This window comes from Asanoa ferruginea, from assembly GCF_003387075.1.
Classification (GTDB): domain Bacteria; phylum Actinomycetota; class Actinomycetes; order Mycobacteriales; family Micromonosporaceae; genus Asanoa; species Asanoa ferruginea.
The window spans coordinates 7918219-7933852 of record NZ_QUMQ01000001.1; the positions used below are offsets into that span (position 1 = coordinate 7918219).

Here is a 15634-nt window from a genome sequence, read left to right on the forward strand (position 1 = left end):
CTGGGGCTCAGGGTCCTGGGGTGCGGCGCCCGATGGGCCCTCGACGGCGGATGCCGTCCGTCGGTGCTCGGCCTCCCGCGGTGCGGCGGCGGACGCGTCCCCGGCCGCGGGCGTTGCCCGCGGACCCGGTTCGCGTTCCAGGAACCCCATGCGGTCAATCGTTCCAGACGGCGCCGCGCGCCTGACGACATTCGGGGTTGCCTGGTCGCCGATGTCCGGGTCCGTGGAACGGCCGTCACACCCTATAAGGCATCCTAGGATGAAACCGCCGTCGGGCGAAGGAACTGCGCGCGCCAGCGGAAGATCGGGGCGTCGCCGTCGCGTAGCTCTTCGATACTGGTCGGCGCCAGGTCGCCGACCGCGAACGCGTCGATCTCCGGTCGGGTCAGCGGCCACGGTGGGCCTTCATACACCGTCGACGGGTCGCGACCGGCCGCGATGACCAGCAGCGTCCCGCCCCGCGCCACGAACCGTCCGATCTGGACGATCGCCGACCGGCGGGGTGGGTCAGGGAGCGCCTGCACGGTCATGCTCTCGACCACCAGGTCGAACGCCCCGATCCACTCCCCCGGCGGGTCGAACAGATCGGCCGCGACGTAGCGCACCGGCGAGCCGGGATGCCGCCGACGGGCCGACTCGATGGCGGTCTCAGAGATGTCGAACGCGACCACGTCGAACCCCAGCCCCGCCACGAACTCCGCGTCACGGCCCAGCCCGGCGCCGACGACGAGCGCACGCCGCCCGTCGCCAGCCACCGCGGACGCCGCCGGCCGGTCACCGCCACGCACGGCGGACCCCGCCGAACGGTCACCACCAGGCACGGCGGACCCCGCCGGCCGCTCGTCGCCGGCCGTCAAAGACCGCGCCGCCCATTCGGCGAGCAAACTGTGTGGCGCCTCCCGGTCCCACGGCACGACGGCCTCGCCGTTGGCCGCGGCCGCGTAGAGGCGCTCGAACCAGGCCGTCGCATCACCCTCGGCGATCGCCCGATGGGCCAGTTCCCGGGTGTAGGCCTCTGCGTCCATCCTGATCATTCTACTGCGCGTCCAGCGCCACGGCCTGCCGCACATAATCAACCAGCCGCGCGTCCTCCACATCGGACACGGTCTTGAGCTTCACGTGCCGCGTCGTCTTGCCCACCCCGTCCAACAGCCCATGCGGGTCCTTGAACTCGGCACCCCGAGCGAACGCGAGCGTGATGTGCGTCTTGCTCCGGCTGATGATGGCGATCATCTTCTTGCCCTCCCACGCCGGGGAGCCGCGGCTGATCACTTCGTGCGCGCCTGGGGCGTGCGCGGCCATCAGCGCCCGCACCGCCCCCACGATCGAGGACTGCGGCTCGGTGAGGTGGCGGGTGACGTACTCGTCGATGTCCTTTATGATCTCTCCCTCAGAGGTTCGCGGCGACGACGGCGCTGACCGCACCGAATGTCGCGTAGTCGCCGGCGGTGACCCGGTTCTTCGCGACCGCGACGACCACGCCGGTCGCCGGGTCGGCATAGGCCGCGGTGCCGCTGCTGCCCGCCATGCCGAACAGCGTCGCGCTGCCCAACGCACCCTGGAACCCGAGGTCGAACCCGAGCCCGCGGCGGGCGGGGAACCCGATCACCGCGTCGGTCCCGCTGGCGGCCACCGTGGTCACCTCCCGCAGCCGCGATGGCGAGAGCAACCGCACGCCGTCGACCGGGCCCAGCAGGGCCGCATACATCCGGGCGATGGCCCGCGCCGACATGACCCCGCCGGCCGGAATGTCAGCGGTGAGCACGTCGCGCCGGTTGCAGTAGGCCGCGTCCGGCATCGCGCCCAGCGGCGCCGCGGTCCAGCCGTCGAGCACCCGGAAGAACGGGACGGTCTCGGCCATCGACGCGGCCATGTCCGGGGTGATCGTCATGCCCGCGGCGTCTTCGTGCCGGGCGACCCGATCAAGATCATCCTGGGGTACGCCGAAAAAGAGCTCCCGCCCCACCCCCAGCGGCTCGGCGACCCGCTCCCGCAGCACCGTCGAGATCGTCTTCCCGGTCGCCCGGCGGACGATCTCGCCGAGGATGAACCCGAACGTGTGCGGGTGATAGCCGGTCCGCGTCCCGGGCTCCCACCACGGCGTGGCACCCGCGATGAGCGCGCACATCCGGTCCCAGTCGCACAGGTCCTCGGGCGTCGTGTCCACCGGCACCGCCGGCACACCAACCGAGTGCGTGAGCGCGTCGCGCAGCGTCGCCCGGTCCTTCCCGTTGACGCCGAACTCGGGCCACACGTCGACGATCGGCAGGTCATAGGTGAGCACGTCGTCTGAGACGAGCGTGTGCAGCACCGTCGAGGTGACGCCCTTGCCGGTCGAGGTCACATGGAACAGCGTGTCCGCGGTGACCGGCCGCCCCGCGTCGGCTTCGCCGGCGGCCACGTCGACGATCTGCTCGCCGTGGCGATACACGGCGACCTGCACGCCGCGCTCGGCACCGTCGTCGACCAGCCGCTCGACGACCTCGGCCACCTGCCGTTCGATGTCGCTCATCGCACCCTGACCCCTCGTGTGTGGGGCGGCGTATCCGCCCCGCTCGCACACCATCCTGCGGACGCCGATTACGGAATCCTTACGGCCGCGCGAGCCGGCGGGATTAGGGTGGCGGGCATGCGTTTCGGGGTGCTCGGGCCGCTCGCGGTGTGGACCGCGGACGGGGCTACGGTGCCCATTCCCGGCACGAAGGTACGAGCGTTGCTCGCGGCCCTCCTCGCACGGGAAGGCCAGCCGGCCTCGGCCGACCGGCTCGTCGACGACATCTGGGGTGATGCCCCGCCCGGCAACCCGGCCGCCGCGCTCGCGGTCAAGGTCTCGCAGCTCCGCCGGGCCCTCGACGACGCCGAACCGGGCGCCCGGGCGCTGGTCGAGTCCGGGCCGGCCGGCTATCTGCTGCGTACCCGGGCGGTCGACGCCGTCGAGTTCGACCAGTTGCTGACCCGCGCGGGTGACGACGGCTCGCCGGCGGGCCGGGCCGCGCTGCTCGACGACGCGCTCGCGCTGTGGCGGGGCGACGCCTACGCCGGCTTCCGCGACGCGGAGTTCGCGCGGGCCGACGTGCTGCGCCTCGACGAGCGGCGACTGTCGGCCCTCGACGACCGCGCCGAGGCCCACCTCGCGCTCGGCCGACACTCCACAGTGGCCGGCGAGCTGGCCGATCTGGTCGCCCGGCAGCCGCTGCGGGAGCGTACCCGGGCGTTGCGCATGGTGGCCCTCTACCGGTCGGGGCGGCAGGCCGAGGCCCTGGACAGCTACGCCGACCTGCGGCACCAGCTCGCCGAGCAGCTCGGCCTCGACCCCTCGCCCGAGCTGGCCGCGCTGCACCAGGCGATCCTGACCCAGGACCCGAGCCTCGACCGGCCCCCGCCGGAGAAGGCCGGCACCCGGCCGCCGACCAGCAACCTGCCCGCCGCGCTCGGCGACCTGTTCGGCCGCGACGAGGCGGTGGCCGAGCTGACCGCGCTGCTCGGCAAGCACCGGCTGCTGTCGCTGACCGGCACCGGCGGCGTCGGCAAGACGCGGCTCGCGGTCGAGGTGGCGTGCGCGGCCCGCCCGACGTTCCCCGACGGCGCCTGGCTGGTCGAGCTGGCCGGCGTCGAGGGCGGCGCCGACGAGGTCGCCGACACCGTGATGGGCACGCTCGGCCTGCGCGACGCGACCGGGACCGACCCCCTTCTCGCCGCCCTGCGGGCCCGGAAAATGCTGCTCGTCCTCGACAACTGCGAGCACCTCGTCGAGCCCGTCGCGGAGCTCACGGCCCGGCTGCTGCGCGCGGCGCCGGAGCTGACGGTGCTCGCCACGAGTCGCGAGTCGCTGGGGCTGGTCGGCGAGGTCGTCTGGCCCGTACCTCCGCTGGCTCTTCCAGACGCCGTCGAGCTCTTCGTGGCCCGCGCCGCCGCGGCCGCCCGGGGCTTCGAGCCCGACCCGGAGCAGGTGGCCCTGCTCTGCCAGCGCCTCGACGGCATCCCGCTCGCCCTCGAACTGGCCGCGACCCGGGTGCGCGGGCTCGGGCTCGACCGCCTCGTCGCGGGCCTCGACGACCGTTTCCGGCTGCTCGCCGCCGGCCAGCGCGGCGCACCAGCACGCCAGCAGACGCTGCTGGCCACGATCGACTGGAGCTGGCGGCTGCTGACCGCGCCGGAGCGGATCGCGCTGCGCCGGCTGGCCGTACACGCCGATGGTTGCACCCTCGACGCGGCCGAGGCGGTCTGCGCGGTGGGCGACGTGGTCCGCGCCGACGTTCCCGAACTGCTGGCCCGACTGGTCGACCGCTCGCTGGTGGTGCGCACCGCCGGCCCGCCCCGCTACCGCCTGCTCGAGTCGGTGTCGGCCTTCTGCCTCGACCAGCTGCGCGACGCCGGCGACCTGGCCGCGACGCGGCAGCGGCACCGGCGCTATTACACCGCGCTGGCCGAACGGGCCGAAACCCGGCTGCGCGGCCCCGACCAGGCGCACTGGCTGCGCGTCCTCGACGCCGAGTCGGCCAACCTGCGCGCCGCCTTCGACCCCGCACACGACCCAGCGCTGGCGACCCGCCTGGTCGAGGCCCTGGCCTGGTACTGGTTCCTGCGCGGCCGCCTGGGCGAGGCCCGCCGCTCGCTCCAGGCCGCGCCGGCCAGCCCTCGCGCGACAGCCTGGCTGACCGCTTTCGCCTTCCTGCTCGGCGACGTCGCCGACTGGCCGTCCCGGCACGCCGCCGCGATCGCCGGCCTCGACGACCCGACCCGGGCGGAGTGGTTCCTGGCCTACGCGGAGATCGACCTGGGCGACGTCGCCGCGACCGAGACGCTGGTCGCCTCGCTCCTGACGCGTTTCACGGCTGAAGGCGACCAATGGGGTACGGCCGCCACCCTCACGCTTGCCGCCAAGCTCGCCCACATCCGGGGCGACGCCGCCGCCCTGGGCCGCGACGCCGACCGCAGCGCGGCGATGTTCCGCGAGTTGGGCGACCGCTGGGGTCTGCTCCAGGCGACGGAGTGGCTCGCCGCCCACGCGGCCCTGACCGGCGACCACGCGGCCGCGGAAAGCCTGCACACGGAGGGCCTCGAGGTGGCCCGCGAGCTGAGCCTGTGGGCCGACGTATCCGGCCGCCTCGGCTGGCTGGGCTGGCTCGCGATGGAGCAGGGCGACTATGTCGCGGCCCGCGAGCGCTGCACCGAGGCGCTGGCCCTGGCCGAGGAGCAGGGCGCCCCTCTGTTGGCCGTGTTCGCCACCATGGGCCTGGCATTCGCGGCCCGCCGCGCCGGGGATCTCGACGCCGCGGCGAACCATCTCGGCTGGCTGCTCGAGACGGCGGGCCGCAACGACGCGGAGAGTGGGCAGGCGCTCTATCTGCCGAGCGTTCTGGTCGAACTCGGGTACGTCGCCATCGAACGCGGCGATGCGGCGACCGCGTGGCGCCACCACCTCGACGCGTTGGCCGCGGCCCGCACGCTGGGCGCTACCCGTGATGTGGCGCTGGCCCTGAGCGGGCTGGCCGCTGTCGCGGCCGCCGATGGGCGGTTCATCGAGGCCGCCCAGCTGCTCGGCACCGCCGCCGCGACGCGCGAGCCGACGGGCACGCCACATGGTCCGGCCGAACTCGCCGACCTCGCCCGCACCGAGGCCGCGGCCCGTGGCGCCCTGGGGCCGGCCTTCGACGCCGCCTACGCGGCGGGTAGCGCCGCGGATCCCGACGTCATCGCCCGCCGATAGCCCCGGCGGATTTACCTAGATCTTTCGACACGCCAGCCGGACGCCACGCCGGCACTCCTTGCTCTGCACCCCTATAGGCACCACCTCTAACCGTTAGGCGGTGCCCATAGGGGTGCAGAGCAAAGTCTCTCGACAAGGGCCGCCGACCTGCAAGGACAGGATTGATCAAGCCCGGCATTCTGGACTTGCCGGTCCAGTTTTTTCGCGTCACCGTTCCAACCGGCGTCGGGCGCGGAGCCCGACCGTTCCGGACGAACGGGGAAGAGACATGGATCTGCGGCTCAGCGGTAAGCGGGCGTTGGTCACGGGTGCGAGCGCCGGCCTCGGTGCCGAGATCGCGGCGACCCTCGCGCAGGAAGGTGCCGCCGTGATCGTGCACGGCCGTGATCGGGCCCGCACCGAGCAGGTCGCGCGGGTCGTCGACGGGCAGGCCGTCATCGGGGACCTCGCCACCGACGACGGCGCCGCCGCAGTGGCCGCTGCGGCCGGAGAGGTCGACATCCTGGTCAACAACGCCGGCTTCTACGATCCCGCGACCGGGTGGGCAGATGCCGACGCCGGCGCGTGGGCCGAGATCTACAACGTCAACGTGCTCAGCTCCGTGCGGCTGATCCAGAAGTTGGTTCCCGCCATGCGGGCCAAGGGATGGGGCCGGGTCATCCAGATCAGCAGCGTCACCGGTGAGATGCCTGCCGCGGCGCAACCGCACTACGCCGCCAGCAACGCCGCGCGGCTCAATCTTGCCCGTTCGCTCGCCCGCGACCTCAAGCACACCGGGGTGACCTCCAACGCGATCGCCGCCGGCGGGATTCTCGTGACGACCACGCGTGACTACCTGATGGGTCTCGCCAGCGCCAACGGGTGGGGCGACACCTGGGAAGAGGTCGAGCGCAACGCGGCGCCGATTCGGGCCGGCAACGACGTCGGGCGCATCGGTCGGCCCCGCGAGTACGCCGATCTGGTCGCCTACCTCGCCAGTCCGATCGCCGACTACATCACCGGCGCGACGATCCGGATGGACGGCGGCCGCTATGACCAGTGACGATCACAGCCACCGGCGGCGCTTGAACACCAGGTAGAGGGTCAGGGACGTGAGGAGCATCAGCCCGATCGCGTACGGATAGCCGAACCGCCAGTGGAGTTCGGGCATGTGGTCGAAGTTCATGCCGTACACCGTGCCGATCAGGGTTGGTGCGAACAGGATCGCCGCCCATGCGGAGACCTTTTTGATCTCCTCGTTCTGGGTGAAGCTGGCCTCGTTGAGTCGGCGTACCTCCTCGTTCTGCGCCTGCGAGACCAGCGTCGCGTTCAGCGTGAGGATGTCGGCCAGGATCTGCCGGAAACCGTCGACGCGCTCGGCCGCCGTGGTGGCGTGGTCGATCACATCAGCGAGATAGCGGCGCAGCTCCTCGTCGGTGCCGTATTTGTCGAAGCCGGACGCCAGCCCGGCCAGCACGTCGAGCAACGGCCGGGTGGCCCGCTGGAACTCGATCACCTCGCCGGACAGCGCGTAGATGCGCCGGGACACCTTTGGGTCGCCGCCGAAGACCTGGGTCTCGATCTCGTCGATGTCGTTCTGGAGGCCGGCGATCACCGGGGCGTAGCCGTCGACGACGGTGTCCAGGATCGCGTACAGGATGGCTTCCGGGCCGCGGCGCAGCAGGTCCGGGTCGTGTTCCATCCGGTCGCGGGTCGCCGCCAGGTCGGGGGCCTGGCCGTGCCGGACGGTGACCACGAAGTTGGGGCCGACGAACACGTGCAGCTCGCCGAACTCGACCTCCTCCGCCTCGTCGAGATAGCGGACCGCGCGCAGCACCACGAACAGCGTGTGCCCGTAGCGTTCGAGCTTCGGTCGCTGGTGCGCGACGATCGCGTCCTCGACCGCGAGCTCGTGCAGCCCGAACTCCTCCGCGATCTCGAGCAGGCGGGCCTCCGCCGGCCGATACAGCCCGATCCACACCATCGCGTCCGGCTGTTCGCGCAGCCACTCGTAGGTGGCGGCCAGCGTCGTCGGGCTGTCGACCTTCGCGCCGTCGCGGTAGACCGCGGAGCGGACCAGGCTGGCCTCGGCCGGCACTTCCACGGAGACGGCCCGCGGGTCCATCGACAGCTCGGGTGCCGCGGCGGGCGGCTGCTGCTCGGATGACCGGCCCCGGACACGCCGATAGGGCCGGGCCGCCCGCGAACGCCAGTCGCTCATGGGTGGTCGCTGGGCACCGCGTGGTAGCGGCTTTCCAGAGCCTCGATGCGGTCCGCCTGGTCGGGCGTGAGCGTGTCGCAGACCCAGTTCCAGTGCAGCGCCACCCGGTCGCCCGCGCCGAGCCCGCGCAGCAGCGACCATCCTTCGACCGACCACCGCACGGTCTCGCGCCGCGGCGCGCCCCGGGCCAGGCCCCCACCGGGCGCCGACAGCAGTGGCCGGGACTCGACCGTCGCCGTCTCGCCGGACACGGCCGTCACCACGCCGGTGCGGATGCGGCACTGGTCGAGCACCGAGAGCGCCTGCGGATGGCCGGTCGCGGCGAGCAGGCCCGACCAGGGGTAGACCTCGAAGACCTGGAACGTGTGGTGTGGCAGCGCCCGGTCGGCGGCCGACCGCCAGCTTCCGCCGGACTGGCCGGCGAACCGCTCCGACAGGAACGCGACCAACGCGGGCGACGACACCCCGGCGAGCAGGTCGCCACCGACCCAGTAGGCCTCGACCACCCGCTCGTCGAGTGGGTCGGCGATGCCGGCCGAGGACGCCAGGAACTCCAGGTAGGACCATGCGCCCTCGAAGCGGCGCGCGCGCCGGGCGATGTCCGCGGTCGCGTCGCCGCGCAGCATCGCCTCGGCACCGGCCGGACCGCAATAACCCAGAGCGTTCGGCGGGTACGCGTACCGCGCGAACATCAGCGCGCCCTCGGCCGTCACCTCAGCAGATCCGCGGCAGTTGCTCGCCGATCGGCAGGCTGATCACCCGGTTGCCGCCCAGCGCCGTCTGCGCGACCACCATGCCGGGGTGTTCGGCCACGCACGTGCCGATCACCTGCGCGCCGGCGCCCAGCGGGTGGGCCCGCATGGCGTCCAGCACCGCGGGAGCGGCCGACGGCGGGACGATCGCGATCAGCTTGCCTTCGTTGGCCACCTGGAGCGGGTCGAGACCGAGCAGGCTGCATGCGTCGCGCACCGCGGGCGGCACCGGCAGGTCGCGCTCGACGAGCGAAACCCCGACACCGGCCGCGCGGGCGATCTCGTTGAGCGACGCGGCAACACCGCCGCGGGTCGGATCGCGGAGCACGTGCACCTCCCCCGCCGCCAGCATCGCCGCGACCAGCCCGGCCAGCGGCGCCGTGTCGCTCAGCACCGACGTGCCGAACGACAGGCCCTCGCGGCAACTCATCACCGCGACCCCGTGCACCCCGATGTCGCCGCTGACCAGCACCACGTCGCCGGGCCTGGCCCGGCGCGGACCGATCTCGACGCCCGGCGGCACCAGCCCGATCCCCGCCGTCGTCACGAACACCCCGTCGCCGCTGGCGCTGTCGACCACCTTGGTGTCGCCGGTCACCAGCCGCACCGAGGCGGCCGCCGCCGCGAGCCCCATCGCCTGGGCGATCCGCCCGACGACGGCCAGGTCGGTGCCTTCCTGGAGGATGAACGCCGACGACAGGTAGAGCGGCGTCGCACCCGACATCGCCAGGTCGTTGACCGTCCCGTTGACGGCCAGGTCACCGATCGACCCGCCGGGGAAGAACATCGGCTTGACCACATAGGAGTCGGTCGAGAACGCCAGCCGGGCACCCCCGGCGGTGACGACGGCCGAGTCGGCCAGGTCGGCCACCGACCCGCCGAACGCCGGCAGGAAGATCTGCTCGACCAGTTCGGCCGACATCGCGCCGCCGCCGCCGTGCCCCATCACCACGTTCGGGGTGTCCCGCAGCGGCACCGGGCAGGTCCAGTTGGAGAAGTCCACAGTGGTCACGCGCCGACCTCCACGAGGTCGAGCCGGCGGTAGGCGTAGTAGGCCGCGCAGGCGCCCTCCGACGACACCATCGTCGCCCCGAGCGGGTTGCGCGGCGTGCACTCCTTGCCGAACGCGGAACACTCGTGCGGCTTGATGTGCCCCTGCAACACCTCGCCGGCCCGGCACAGCGGCGACTCGTCGGTGTGGATCTCCCCGACGGCGAACCGCTCCTCGGCGTCGAACGAACGGTAGCGCGCCGACAGCCGCCACCCGCTCGCCGGGATCATGCCGATCCCCCGCCAGGTGCGGTCGGTCACCTCGAAGACGTCTTCGAGCATCAGCCGCGCCGGCACGTTGCCCTCCGGCGGCACCGCCCGCGGATACGCGTTGGTCACCTCGTGAGTGCCCGACTCGAGCTGGACGACCGTCTGCCGGATCCCCTCCAGGATGTCGAGCGGCTCGAACCCGGTCACCACGATCGGCACCCGGTAGCGCTCGGCCAGCGCGGGATACAGGGACGTGCCCATCACGCTGCACACGTGGCCGGCGGCCAGGAACGCCTGCACGCGGCAGTTCGGCGCCTCCATGATGGCCGCGATCGCCGGCGGCACCAGCACGTGCGAGACCAGCAGCGAGAAGTTGCGGACACCCAGCCGCCGCGCCTGATAGACCGTCATCGCGTTGGCCGGCGCCGTCGTCTCGAAGCCGATCCCGAAGAAGACGACCTCGCGGTCGGGGTTGTCGCGGGCGATGGTGAGGGCGTCCAGCGGCGAGTAGACGACCCGCACGTCGGCGCCCGCGCTCTTGACGGTGAACAGGTCGCGACCGCTGCCGGGCACCCGCAGCATGTCGCCGAACGAGCAGAAGATCACCCCAGGCGTGGCCGCGATGGCCAGCGCCCGGTCGATCATCTCAAGTGGAGTGACGCAGACGGGACACCCGGGGCCGTGGATCATCTCGATGCCGTCCGGCAGGAGCTGGTCGATGCCGTGCCGGATGATGGAGTGCGTCTGCCCGCCGCAGACCTCCATCATCGCCCACGGGCGGGTGGTGGCCGCGTGGATCTGGTCGAGCAGCCGGCGGGCCAGCACCGGGTCGCTGAACTCGTCGAGATACTTCATTTCGCCCCGAACTCCTCTTCGAGAATGCCCAACTGTTCGAAGTTGGCCAGGGTCTGCTTGGCCGAGTCCTCGTCGAGCCGCTGGATCGCGAACCCGACGTGCACCACGACGTACTCGCCGACGACCGCGTCGGGGACGTACTGGAGGCACACGTCCTTGCGCACCCCGCCGAAGTCGACGTCGGCCATCAAGGTGCCGTCCCGCTCACTGATGCTCTTGACCTGCCCGGGTACTGCCAGACACACGGTGGTGGTTCCCTCCTACGATGCTGCGGAGATCAACAACTGCCCCAGCGCGATGCCGCCGTCGTTGGGCGGCAGCAGGCGCGGGCGCAAGACGGTGAAGCCCCGGTCGGCGAGCAGCCGTTCGGCCGCGTCGAGCAGGACCGCGTTCTGGAACACGCCGCCACCCAGCGCAACGGTGGCCAGCCCGGTGCGGTCGCGGGCGAGCCCGGCCAGATCCGCGATCAGCGTGGCGATCGTGACGTGGAAGACCGCCGCGATCTCCGCCGCCGGCACGCCCGCCCGCACGTCGGCGACCACGGCCCGCACCAGTTCGGCCGGCGAGACAACCGAGCCATCAACATCCATGGGGTACGCGCGGCGGGGCGCACGACCGCAGGAGCGGGCCAGGCCTTCCAGCACGATGGCGGCCTCGGCCTCGTAGTCGGCCGTATGCCGCACGCCGACCAGGGAGGCCACGGCGTCGAACAACCGGCCCATGCTGGAGGTCGGCACGCTACCGAACGAGGTGTCGAGCTGGTGTGCGAGCACGTCCCGCTCGGCCTGCGGGCACGCCGCCACCGCCGGGATGTCGTCGACCCACCCGATCCCGGCGTGCCGCAGGTGTGCCAGGGCCATCCGGTAGGGCCGCCGCACGCTCGCGTCGCCGCCGGCCAGCGGCACATACCCGAGGTGCGCGAAACGGTCCGCCGACTTGTAGTCGCAGACAAGCACCTCGCCACCCCAGACCGCGCCGTCGGTGCCGTAGCCGGTCCCGTCGAACGCGATCCCGATCACCTGCTCGCCCGGTGCGAGCCCGTGCTCGCCCATCACCGAGGCGATGTGCGCGTGGTGGTGCTGTGCCGAGAGCACCGGCCGCCCGTCGGCGTGGTCGAGCGCCCACTTCGTGCTCCGGTAGCCGGGGTGCGCGTCGACGACGAGCCGCTCGGGGCGTACCCCGGTAAGGTCCTGAAGATGGCGGGCGACATCACTCAGCGCTGACCCGGTGCGCAGGTCGTCCATGTCGCCGATGTGCGGGCTCAGCCAGGCGTAGCGCCCCTCGGCCACCGCGACCGCGTTCTTCAGGTCGGCCCCGGCCGCGAGCATCGGCGGCACCTCGACCGGCAGCGCGACCGGCAACGGCGCGTAGCCGCGGGCCCGCCGCACGGGGAGCGCGACGCCGCCGACCGTCCGGCTGACCGAGTCGTCGCAGGGCACCTGGATCGGCCGGTCGTGCCGCAGCCAGGCATCGGCGATACCGGCCAGCCGGCGCAGGGCGTCGGAGTCGTCGGTGACGATCGGCTCACCGGAGACGTTGCCGGACGTCATCACCAGCACATCGGTGGTCTGCGGGTCGCCGTCGAGGCCGAACAGCAACTCGTGCAGCGGCGTGTAGGGCAACAGCACGCCGAGGTCCGGGTTGCCCGGCGCGACCCCGCCGGCCAGTGGCTCGCGCTTGGGCGCCAGCACGATCGGCCGCTGGGCGCCGGCGAGCAGCGCCTCCTCGTCGGGCCCGAGCGACGCGATCCGGCGGGCGACCGTGAGGTCGGCGGCCATCACCGCGAACGGCTTGCCGCCCCGGCGCTTGCGGGCCCGCAGGGTGGCCACCGCGAGCTCGTTGCGGGCGTCGCAGGCCAGGTGGTAGCCGCCGAGCCCCTTGACGGCGAGGATCTGGCCGCGGGCGAGCAGGTCCCGGGCGGTGCGCAGGGCCAGCTCGCCGTGCACCGGCGGCCAGGCGTGCCGCCCCGCGTCGCCGGTGACCAGTTGGAGCCGCGGCCCGCAGTCGTGGCAGGCGATCGGCTGGGCGTGGAAGCGCCGGTCGGCCGGGTTCTCGTACTCGGCGCGGCAGGCCGGGCACATCGGGAAGCCCGACATCGTCGTGGTCGCCCGGTCGTAGGGCAGCGCGGTGATGATGGTGAACCGCGGCCCGCAGTTGGTGCAGGTGATGAACGGGTGCCGGTAGCGGCGGTCGGCCGGGTCACGCAGCTCCGCGCGGCAGTCGGCGCAGGTCGCCACGTCGGGCGAGGCCAGTGTGCGGGCCCGCCCGGCCGGGCCGGACGAGTCGATGGTGAAGCCGGTGCCGCCGACGACGTCCACGGTGGACTCGGCGATCTCCTCCACCACGGCGAGCGGCGGCGCGTCGGTCCGCAGCCGCCGGCCGAAGGTGTCGAGCGCGTCCGGCGCACCCTCCACCTCGACGGTCACGCCGGCGGCGGTGTTGGACACCCGACCGGTCAGGGCCAGCGCGGTGGCGGTCGCGTAGACGAACGGGCGGAAGCCGACGCCCTGCACGACGCCGGTCACGTCGTAGCGCCGGCGGGCCCGCGCGGCGGAGTCGCGACCGCGGCCGATCAGCTCCAGCCCTTCCATGGCGGTGCGGGCCCGGTCGCGGTCGATCAGCTCGACCGCGAAGCCCATGTGGATGAGCACCCAGGCGCCCGGCTCCGGCGGCGTGTCGAGCATGCCGACGTTCACCCGGCGGGCGGCGCCTTCGACGTCGACGAGGGCGACCTGCCCCTCGTACCCGGGAACGAGTTCGACGACCTGTCCCGGGATGCCCAGGCACATGTCAGGTCCCTTCGGTGATGGGCGGGCAGAGCTTGTCGAAGAGCGCGTCGACGGCCGCGAGCGCCAGGGGCAGGGCGGCGGTGACCGCGGGGCTGAGGCCGAGGTCCTCGTCGAGGCTGGCCGGCCGGCAACCGACCACATAGGTCGGTGGCAGCGTGCCGCCGAGCCGGCGCAGCGTGGCCAGCACGGTCGCCGGGTCCATCGCGTGCGCGTCGACGCCGGCACCGGCGGGCAGGTCGCCGGCGCCGACCTCGAGCACGCTGATGGTGCCCGGCATGGCGTCGCCGGGCAGCGCGTCGACCAGGATCAGCGCACCGACGCCGTCGAGCAGGTCGTAGGCCAGGTGCAGGCCGCGGATGCCGTAGTCGACCACGCGCACCCGGTCGGGCAGGTCGCCCCGCTCGACCAGCGCGCGGGCGACGGCCGGGCCGAAACCGTCGTCACCGAGGAACACGTTGCCGATGCCGGCGACGAGGACCTGACCGTCGACCGGGTTCACATCGAGCGGATCTTCAGGTAGCGGCGGATGTCGGGCACCGACCGCACCGTGAGCACGAGCACCGCCACCGCGAGTGCCGCGCCGAATCCCGCTGTCACCATGCCGAGTCTTCTCATGACCGGCTCTCCTCTCTCTGGGTCGGTTCCTCGTCGCCGGCCAACGGTTCGATCTCGTCCGGCGCGAAGTAGAAGTAGCGGCCGTACCAGTCGTGCAGGTCGGCCGCCGGGTCATCGACGAGCACCAGGGCCACGTGTACGCCACCGTCCACGTCGGACAGCACCGCCGTCACCCGGGCCACCTGGTCGGCGAAGAAGATGTCCTGCGCGTCGGCGCGGCGGCGCGGGTGGACCCGCACGAGGCTGCCCTTGGCGACCCGCACACCGTCGACCATCACCGAGTCGGTCTCCGGTGACACGGCGGCGTCGGCGGCCGGGTCCCACCACGGCGCCCCGCCGGTGTCGAACGACGGCGGCTCCAGGTCGCGCAGATCCGCGGGCGCCAGGTCGCGCAGGTCAACCGGCGCCGGGTCGCGGAAGATGCCGTGCAGCCGTTGCAGGTCCTCCGGCGTGAGGCCATCGCACCGGTCGATGATGGCCGCGACCTGCGGGTCGGTGGCCCGGGCCTCGGCCTTCTCGGCCTCGGTCATCGTCATGATCCGCAGCACCAGGATCTCGTCGATCTCGGTCGAGTCGAACAGCGCGCCCGGGCTCTCCTCGGCCACCTCGGGGTGGTCGTAGAGGATGATCGGCGACCCGAGCACCAGGTCGGTCGTGCCGGGCGGCCCGGCCAGCACCGGCCAGCAGCGGTGCTGGGCGCAGCGGGCGGCCGCCTCGGCGGCGTCGCCGGGCGGGTCGACGAGCGAGACGAACCCCGGGCCGTCGGCCCGCAGCACCAGGTGTGCGCCGAGCAGCGAGGTGCGCACCGCGTCGTCCTTCGTGGACACCGGGCCGTCGTGGGCGTTCTCCACCGCGACGGTGACCCGGGTGTAGTCGCCGTCGGGCTCGGAACCCAGCCGGACGTGTGCGCGCACCGGCCAGCGGCGGCGGACCACCCGGCCGACCACGGTGCCGGCCTCGTCGTGCAGTTCCTCGACGTCTTCACCGCCGGAGATCTCGACCCGCAGCTCGGCGGCGGGCCCGACCGGTTGCCCGCTGAACACGGCCTCCCGCTCGACCGCCTCGTCCCAGCTCAGCACCGTCCGCCCGGCGACGCTCAGCGCCTCGACGTCGGCGTACCGCCCGTCGGTGCCCAGTCGTTGCGCCTTGCGCACCTGGAGTTGCAGGAAGCGCAGGTGGATGTCGACGCTGGCGACACCAGGGCCGAGCAGGCACTGGGTCGCCATGCTGGACTCCTCGCCCAGCCCTCGCTCGGCCGCACCGGGCGGGCCGAGCACGCCGAACTGCCAGCGCGACTGGTTCTTCCGCGAGCTGGCGCGGTAGGGATAGAGCAGGTAGCCCTCGTAGAGCACGGCGTCGGCGACCGCGCGGACAGCGTCAAGGCTCATGCGCCGACCTCGCTTCGCGAGGTGGGGCATGAGCCCCGGGCTACTGAGCCGAATGATTCGGTCGC

At 72.9% G+C, this 15634-nt stretch carries 14 protein-coding genes; 2 read left to right on the forward strand and 12 right to left on the reverse strand.

Going from position 1 to position 15634, the window contains the following annotated elements; all coding sequences use genetic code 11:
* Window positions 1-254: 254 nt before the first annotated feature.
* The 3 genes from DFJ67_RS36930 to DFJ67_RS36940 are packed head-to-tail and all read right to left on the reverse strand — an operon-like array spanning window position 255 to window position 2512.
* The gene (locus tag DFJ67_RS36930) at window positions 255-1025 is read right to left on the reverse strand and encodes a class I SAM-dependent methyltransferase (protein WP_116077083.1); all 771 of its coding nucleotides are present in this window, start codon (window positions 1023-1025) and stop codon (window positions 255-257) included.
* 10 nt (window positions 1026-1035) lie between these two features.
* Window positions 1036-1425, reverse strand: coding sequence for a DUF1801 domain-containing protein (locus DFJ67_RS36935; RefSeq protein ID WP_170216147.1), 390 nt, complete (start codon window positions 1423-1425; stop codon window positions 1036-1038).
* Window positions 1391-2512, reverse strand: a complete 1122-nt coding sequence (locus DFJ67_RS36940) for a serine hydrolase domain-containing protein (RefSeq protein WP_116073586.1) — start codon at window positions 2510-2512, stop codon at window positions 1391-1393. The genes DFJ67_RS36935 and DFJ67_RS36940 overlap by 35 nt, the downstream gene beginning before the upstream one ends.
* A gap of 117 nt (window positions 2513-2629) precedes the next feature.
* On the opposite strand from DFJ67_RS36940, the gene DFJ67_RS36945 reads away from it, so the two are divergent.
* Window positions 2630-5710 (forward strand): ATP-binding protein, encoded by a 3081-nt coding sequence (locus tag DFJ67_RS36945; protein WP_116073588.1) that lies wholly within the window; start codon window positions 2630-2632, stop codon window positions 5708-5710.
* Window positions 5711-5978: 268 nt separating this feature from the next.
* Window positions 5979-6752, forward strand: a complete 774-nt coding sequence (locus tag DFJ67_RS36950; protein WP_116073590.1) for an SDR family NAD(P)-dependent oxidoreductase — start codon at window positions 5979-5981, stop codon at window positions 6750-6752.
* A gap of 3 nt (window positions 6753-6755) precedes the next feature.
* Here the strand turns inward: DFJ67_RS36950 and DFJ67_RS36955 are convergent, their stop codons facing one another.
* From DFJ67_RS36955 to DFJ67_RS36990, 9 genes are read right to left on the reverse strand one after another with little or no spacing between them, the layout of a single operon-like run.
* The gene (locus DFJ67_RS36955) at window positions 6756-7910 is read right to left on the reverse strand and encodes a magnesium and cobalt transport protein CorA (protein ID WP_116073592.1); all 1155 of its coding nucleotides are present in this window, start codon (window positions 7908-7910) and stop codon (window positions 6756-6758) included.
* Window positions 7907-8623 carry a DUF6390 family protein gene (locus tag DFJ67_RS36960; protein ID WP_203783529.1) on the reverse strand — a complete coding sequence of 239 codons (717 nt, stop codon included), beginning with the start codon at window positions 8621-8623 and terminating at the stop codon, window positions 7907-7909. Before DFJ67_RS36960 ends, DFJ67_RS36955 begins: the two co-directional genes overlap by 4 nt.
* Before the next feature lies 1 nt (window position 8624).
* Window positions 8625-9674 carry a hydrogenase expression/formation protein HypE gene (hypE, locus tag DFJ67_RS36965; RefSeq protein WP_239097135.1) on the reverse strand — a complete coding sequence of 350 codons (1050 nt, stop codon included), beginning with the start codon at window positions 9672-9674 and terminating at the stop codon, window positions 8625-8627.
* Window positions 9671-10777, reverse strand: coding sequence for a hydrogenase formation protein HypD (hypD, locus tag DFJ67_RS36970; protein WP_116073594.1), 1107 nt, complete (start codon window positions 10775-10777; stop codon window positions 9671-9673). The genes hypE and hypD overlap by 4 nt, the downstream gene beginning before the upstream one ends.
* On the reverse strand, window positions 10774-11022 hold the full coding sequence (locus DFJ67_RS36975; RefSeq protein WP_116073596.1) for a HypC/HybG/HupF family hydrogenase formation chaperone: 249 nt from the start codon (window positions 11020-11022) through the stop codon (window positions 10774-10776). Before DFJ67_RS36975 ends, hypD begins: the two co-directional genes overlap by 4 nt.
* Before the next feature lie 15 nt (window positions 11023-11037).
* Window positions 11038-13566 (reverse strand): carbamoyltransferase HypF, encoded by a 2529-nt coding sequence (hypF, locus tag DFJ67_RS36980; RefSeq protein WP_116073598.1) that lies wholly within the window; start codon window positions 13564-13566, stop codon window positions 11038-11040.
* A gap of 1 nt (window position 13567) precedes the next feature.
* Entirely contained in the window at window positions 13568-14065 is a 498-nt protein-coding gene (locus DFJ67_RS36985; RefSeq protein ID WP_239097134.1) for a hydrogenase maturation protease, read from the reverse strand.
* A complete protein-coding gene (locus DFJ67_RS44845) occupies window positions 14062-14181 on the reverse strand; it encodes a DUF6893 family small protein (RefSeq protein WP_409362904.1) in 120 nt (39 codons plus the stop codon). Before DFJ67_RS44845 ends, DFJ67_RS36985 begins: the two co-directional genes overlap by 4 nt.
* Window positions 14178-15569, reverse strand: a complete 1392-nt coding sequence (locus DFJ67_RS36990; RefSeq protein ID WP_116073602.1) for a hypothetical protein — start codon at window positions 15567-15569, stop codon at window positions 14178-14180. The genes DFJ67_RS44845 and DFJ67_RS36990 overlap by 4 nt, the downstream gene beginning before the upstream one ends.
* Between the last annotated feature and the right edge of the window lie 65 nt (window positions 15570-15634).

Coding starts and splice junctions, on each gene's coding strand:
- DFJ67_RS36930 (WP_116077083.1), bottom strand. CDS start 1,025: ATGGACGCAGAGGCCTACACCCGGGAACTGGCCCATCGGGCGATCGCC.
- DFJ67_RS36955 (WP_116073592.1), bottom strand. CDS start 7,910: ATGAGCGACTGGCGTTCGCGGGCGGCCCGGCCCTATCGGCGTGTCCGG.
- hypD (WP_116073594.1), bottom strand. CDS start 10,777: ATGAAGTATCTCGACGAGTTCAGCGACCCGGTGCTGGCCCGCCGGCTG.
- DFJ67_RS36940 (WP_116073586.1), bottom strand. CDS start 2,512: ATGAGCGACATCGAACGGCAGGTGGCCGAGGTCGTCGAGCGGCTGGTC.
- DFJ67_RS36950 (WP_116073590.1), top strand. CDS start 5,979: ATGGATCTGCGGCTCAGCGGTAAGCGGGCGTTGGTCACGGGTGCGAGC.
- DFJ67_RS36990 (WP_116073602.1), bottom strand. CDS start 15,569: ATGAGCCTTGACGCTGTCCGCGCGGTCGCCGACGCCGTGCTCTACGAG.
- hypF (WP_116073598.1), bottom strand. CDS start 13,566: ATGTGCCTGGGCATCCCGGGACAGGTCGTCGAACTCGTTCCCGGGTAC.
- DFJ67_RS36945 (WP_116073588.1), top strand. CDS start 2,630: ATGCGTTTCGGGGTGCTCGGGCCGCTCGCGGTGTGGACCGCGGACGGG.
- DFJ67_RS44845 (WP_409362904.1), bottom strand. CDS start 14,181: ATGAGAAGACTCGGCATGGTGACAGCGGGATTCGGCGCGGCACTCGCG.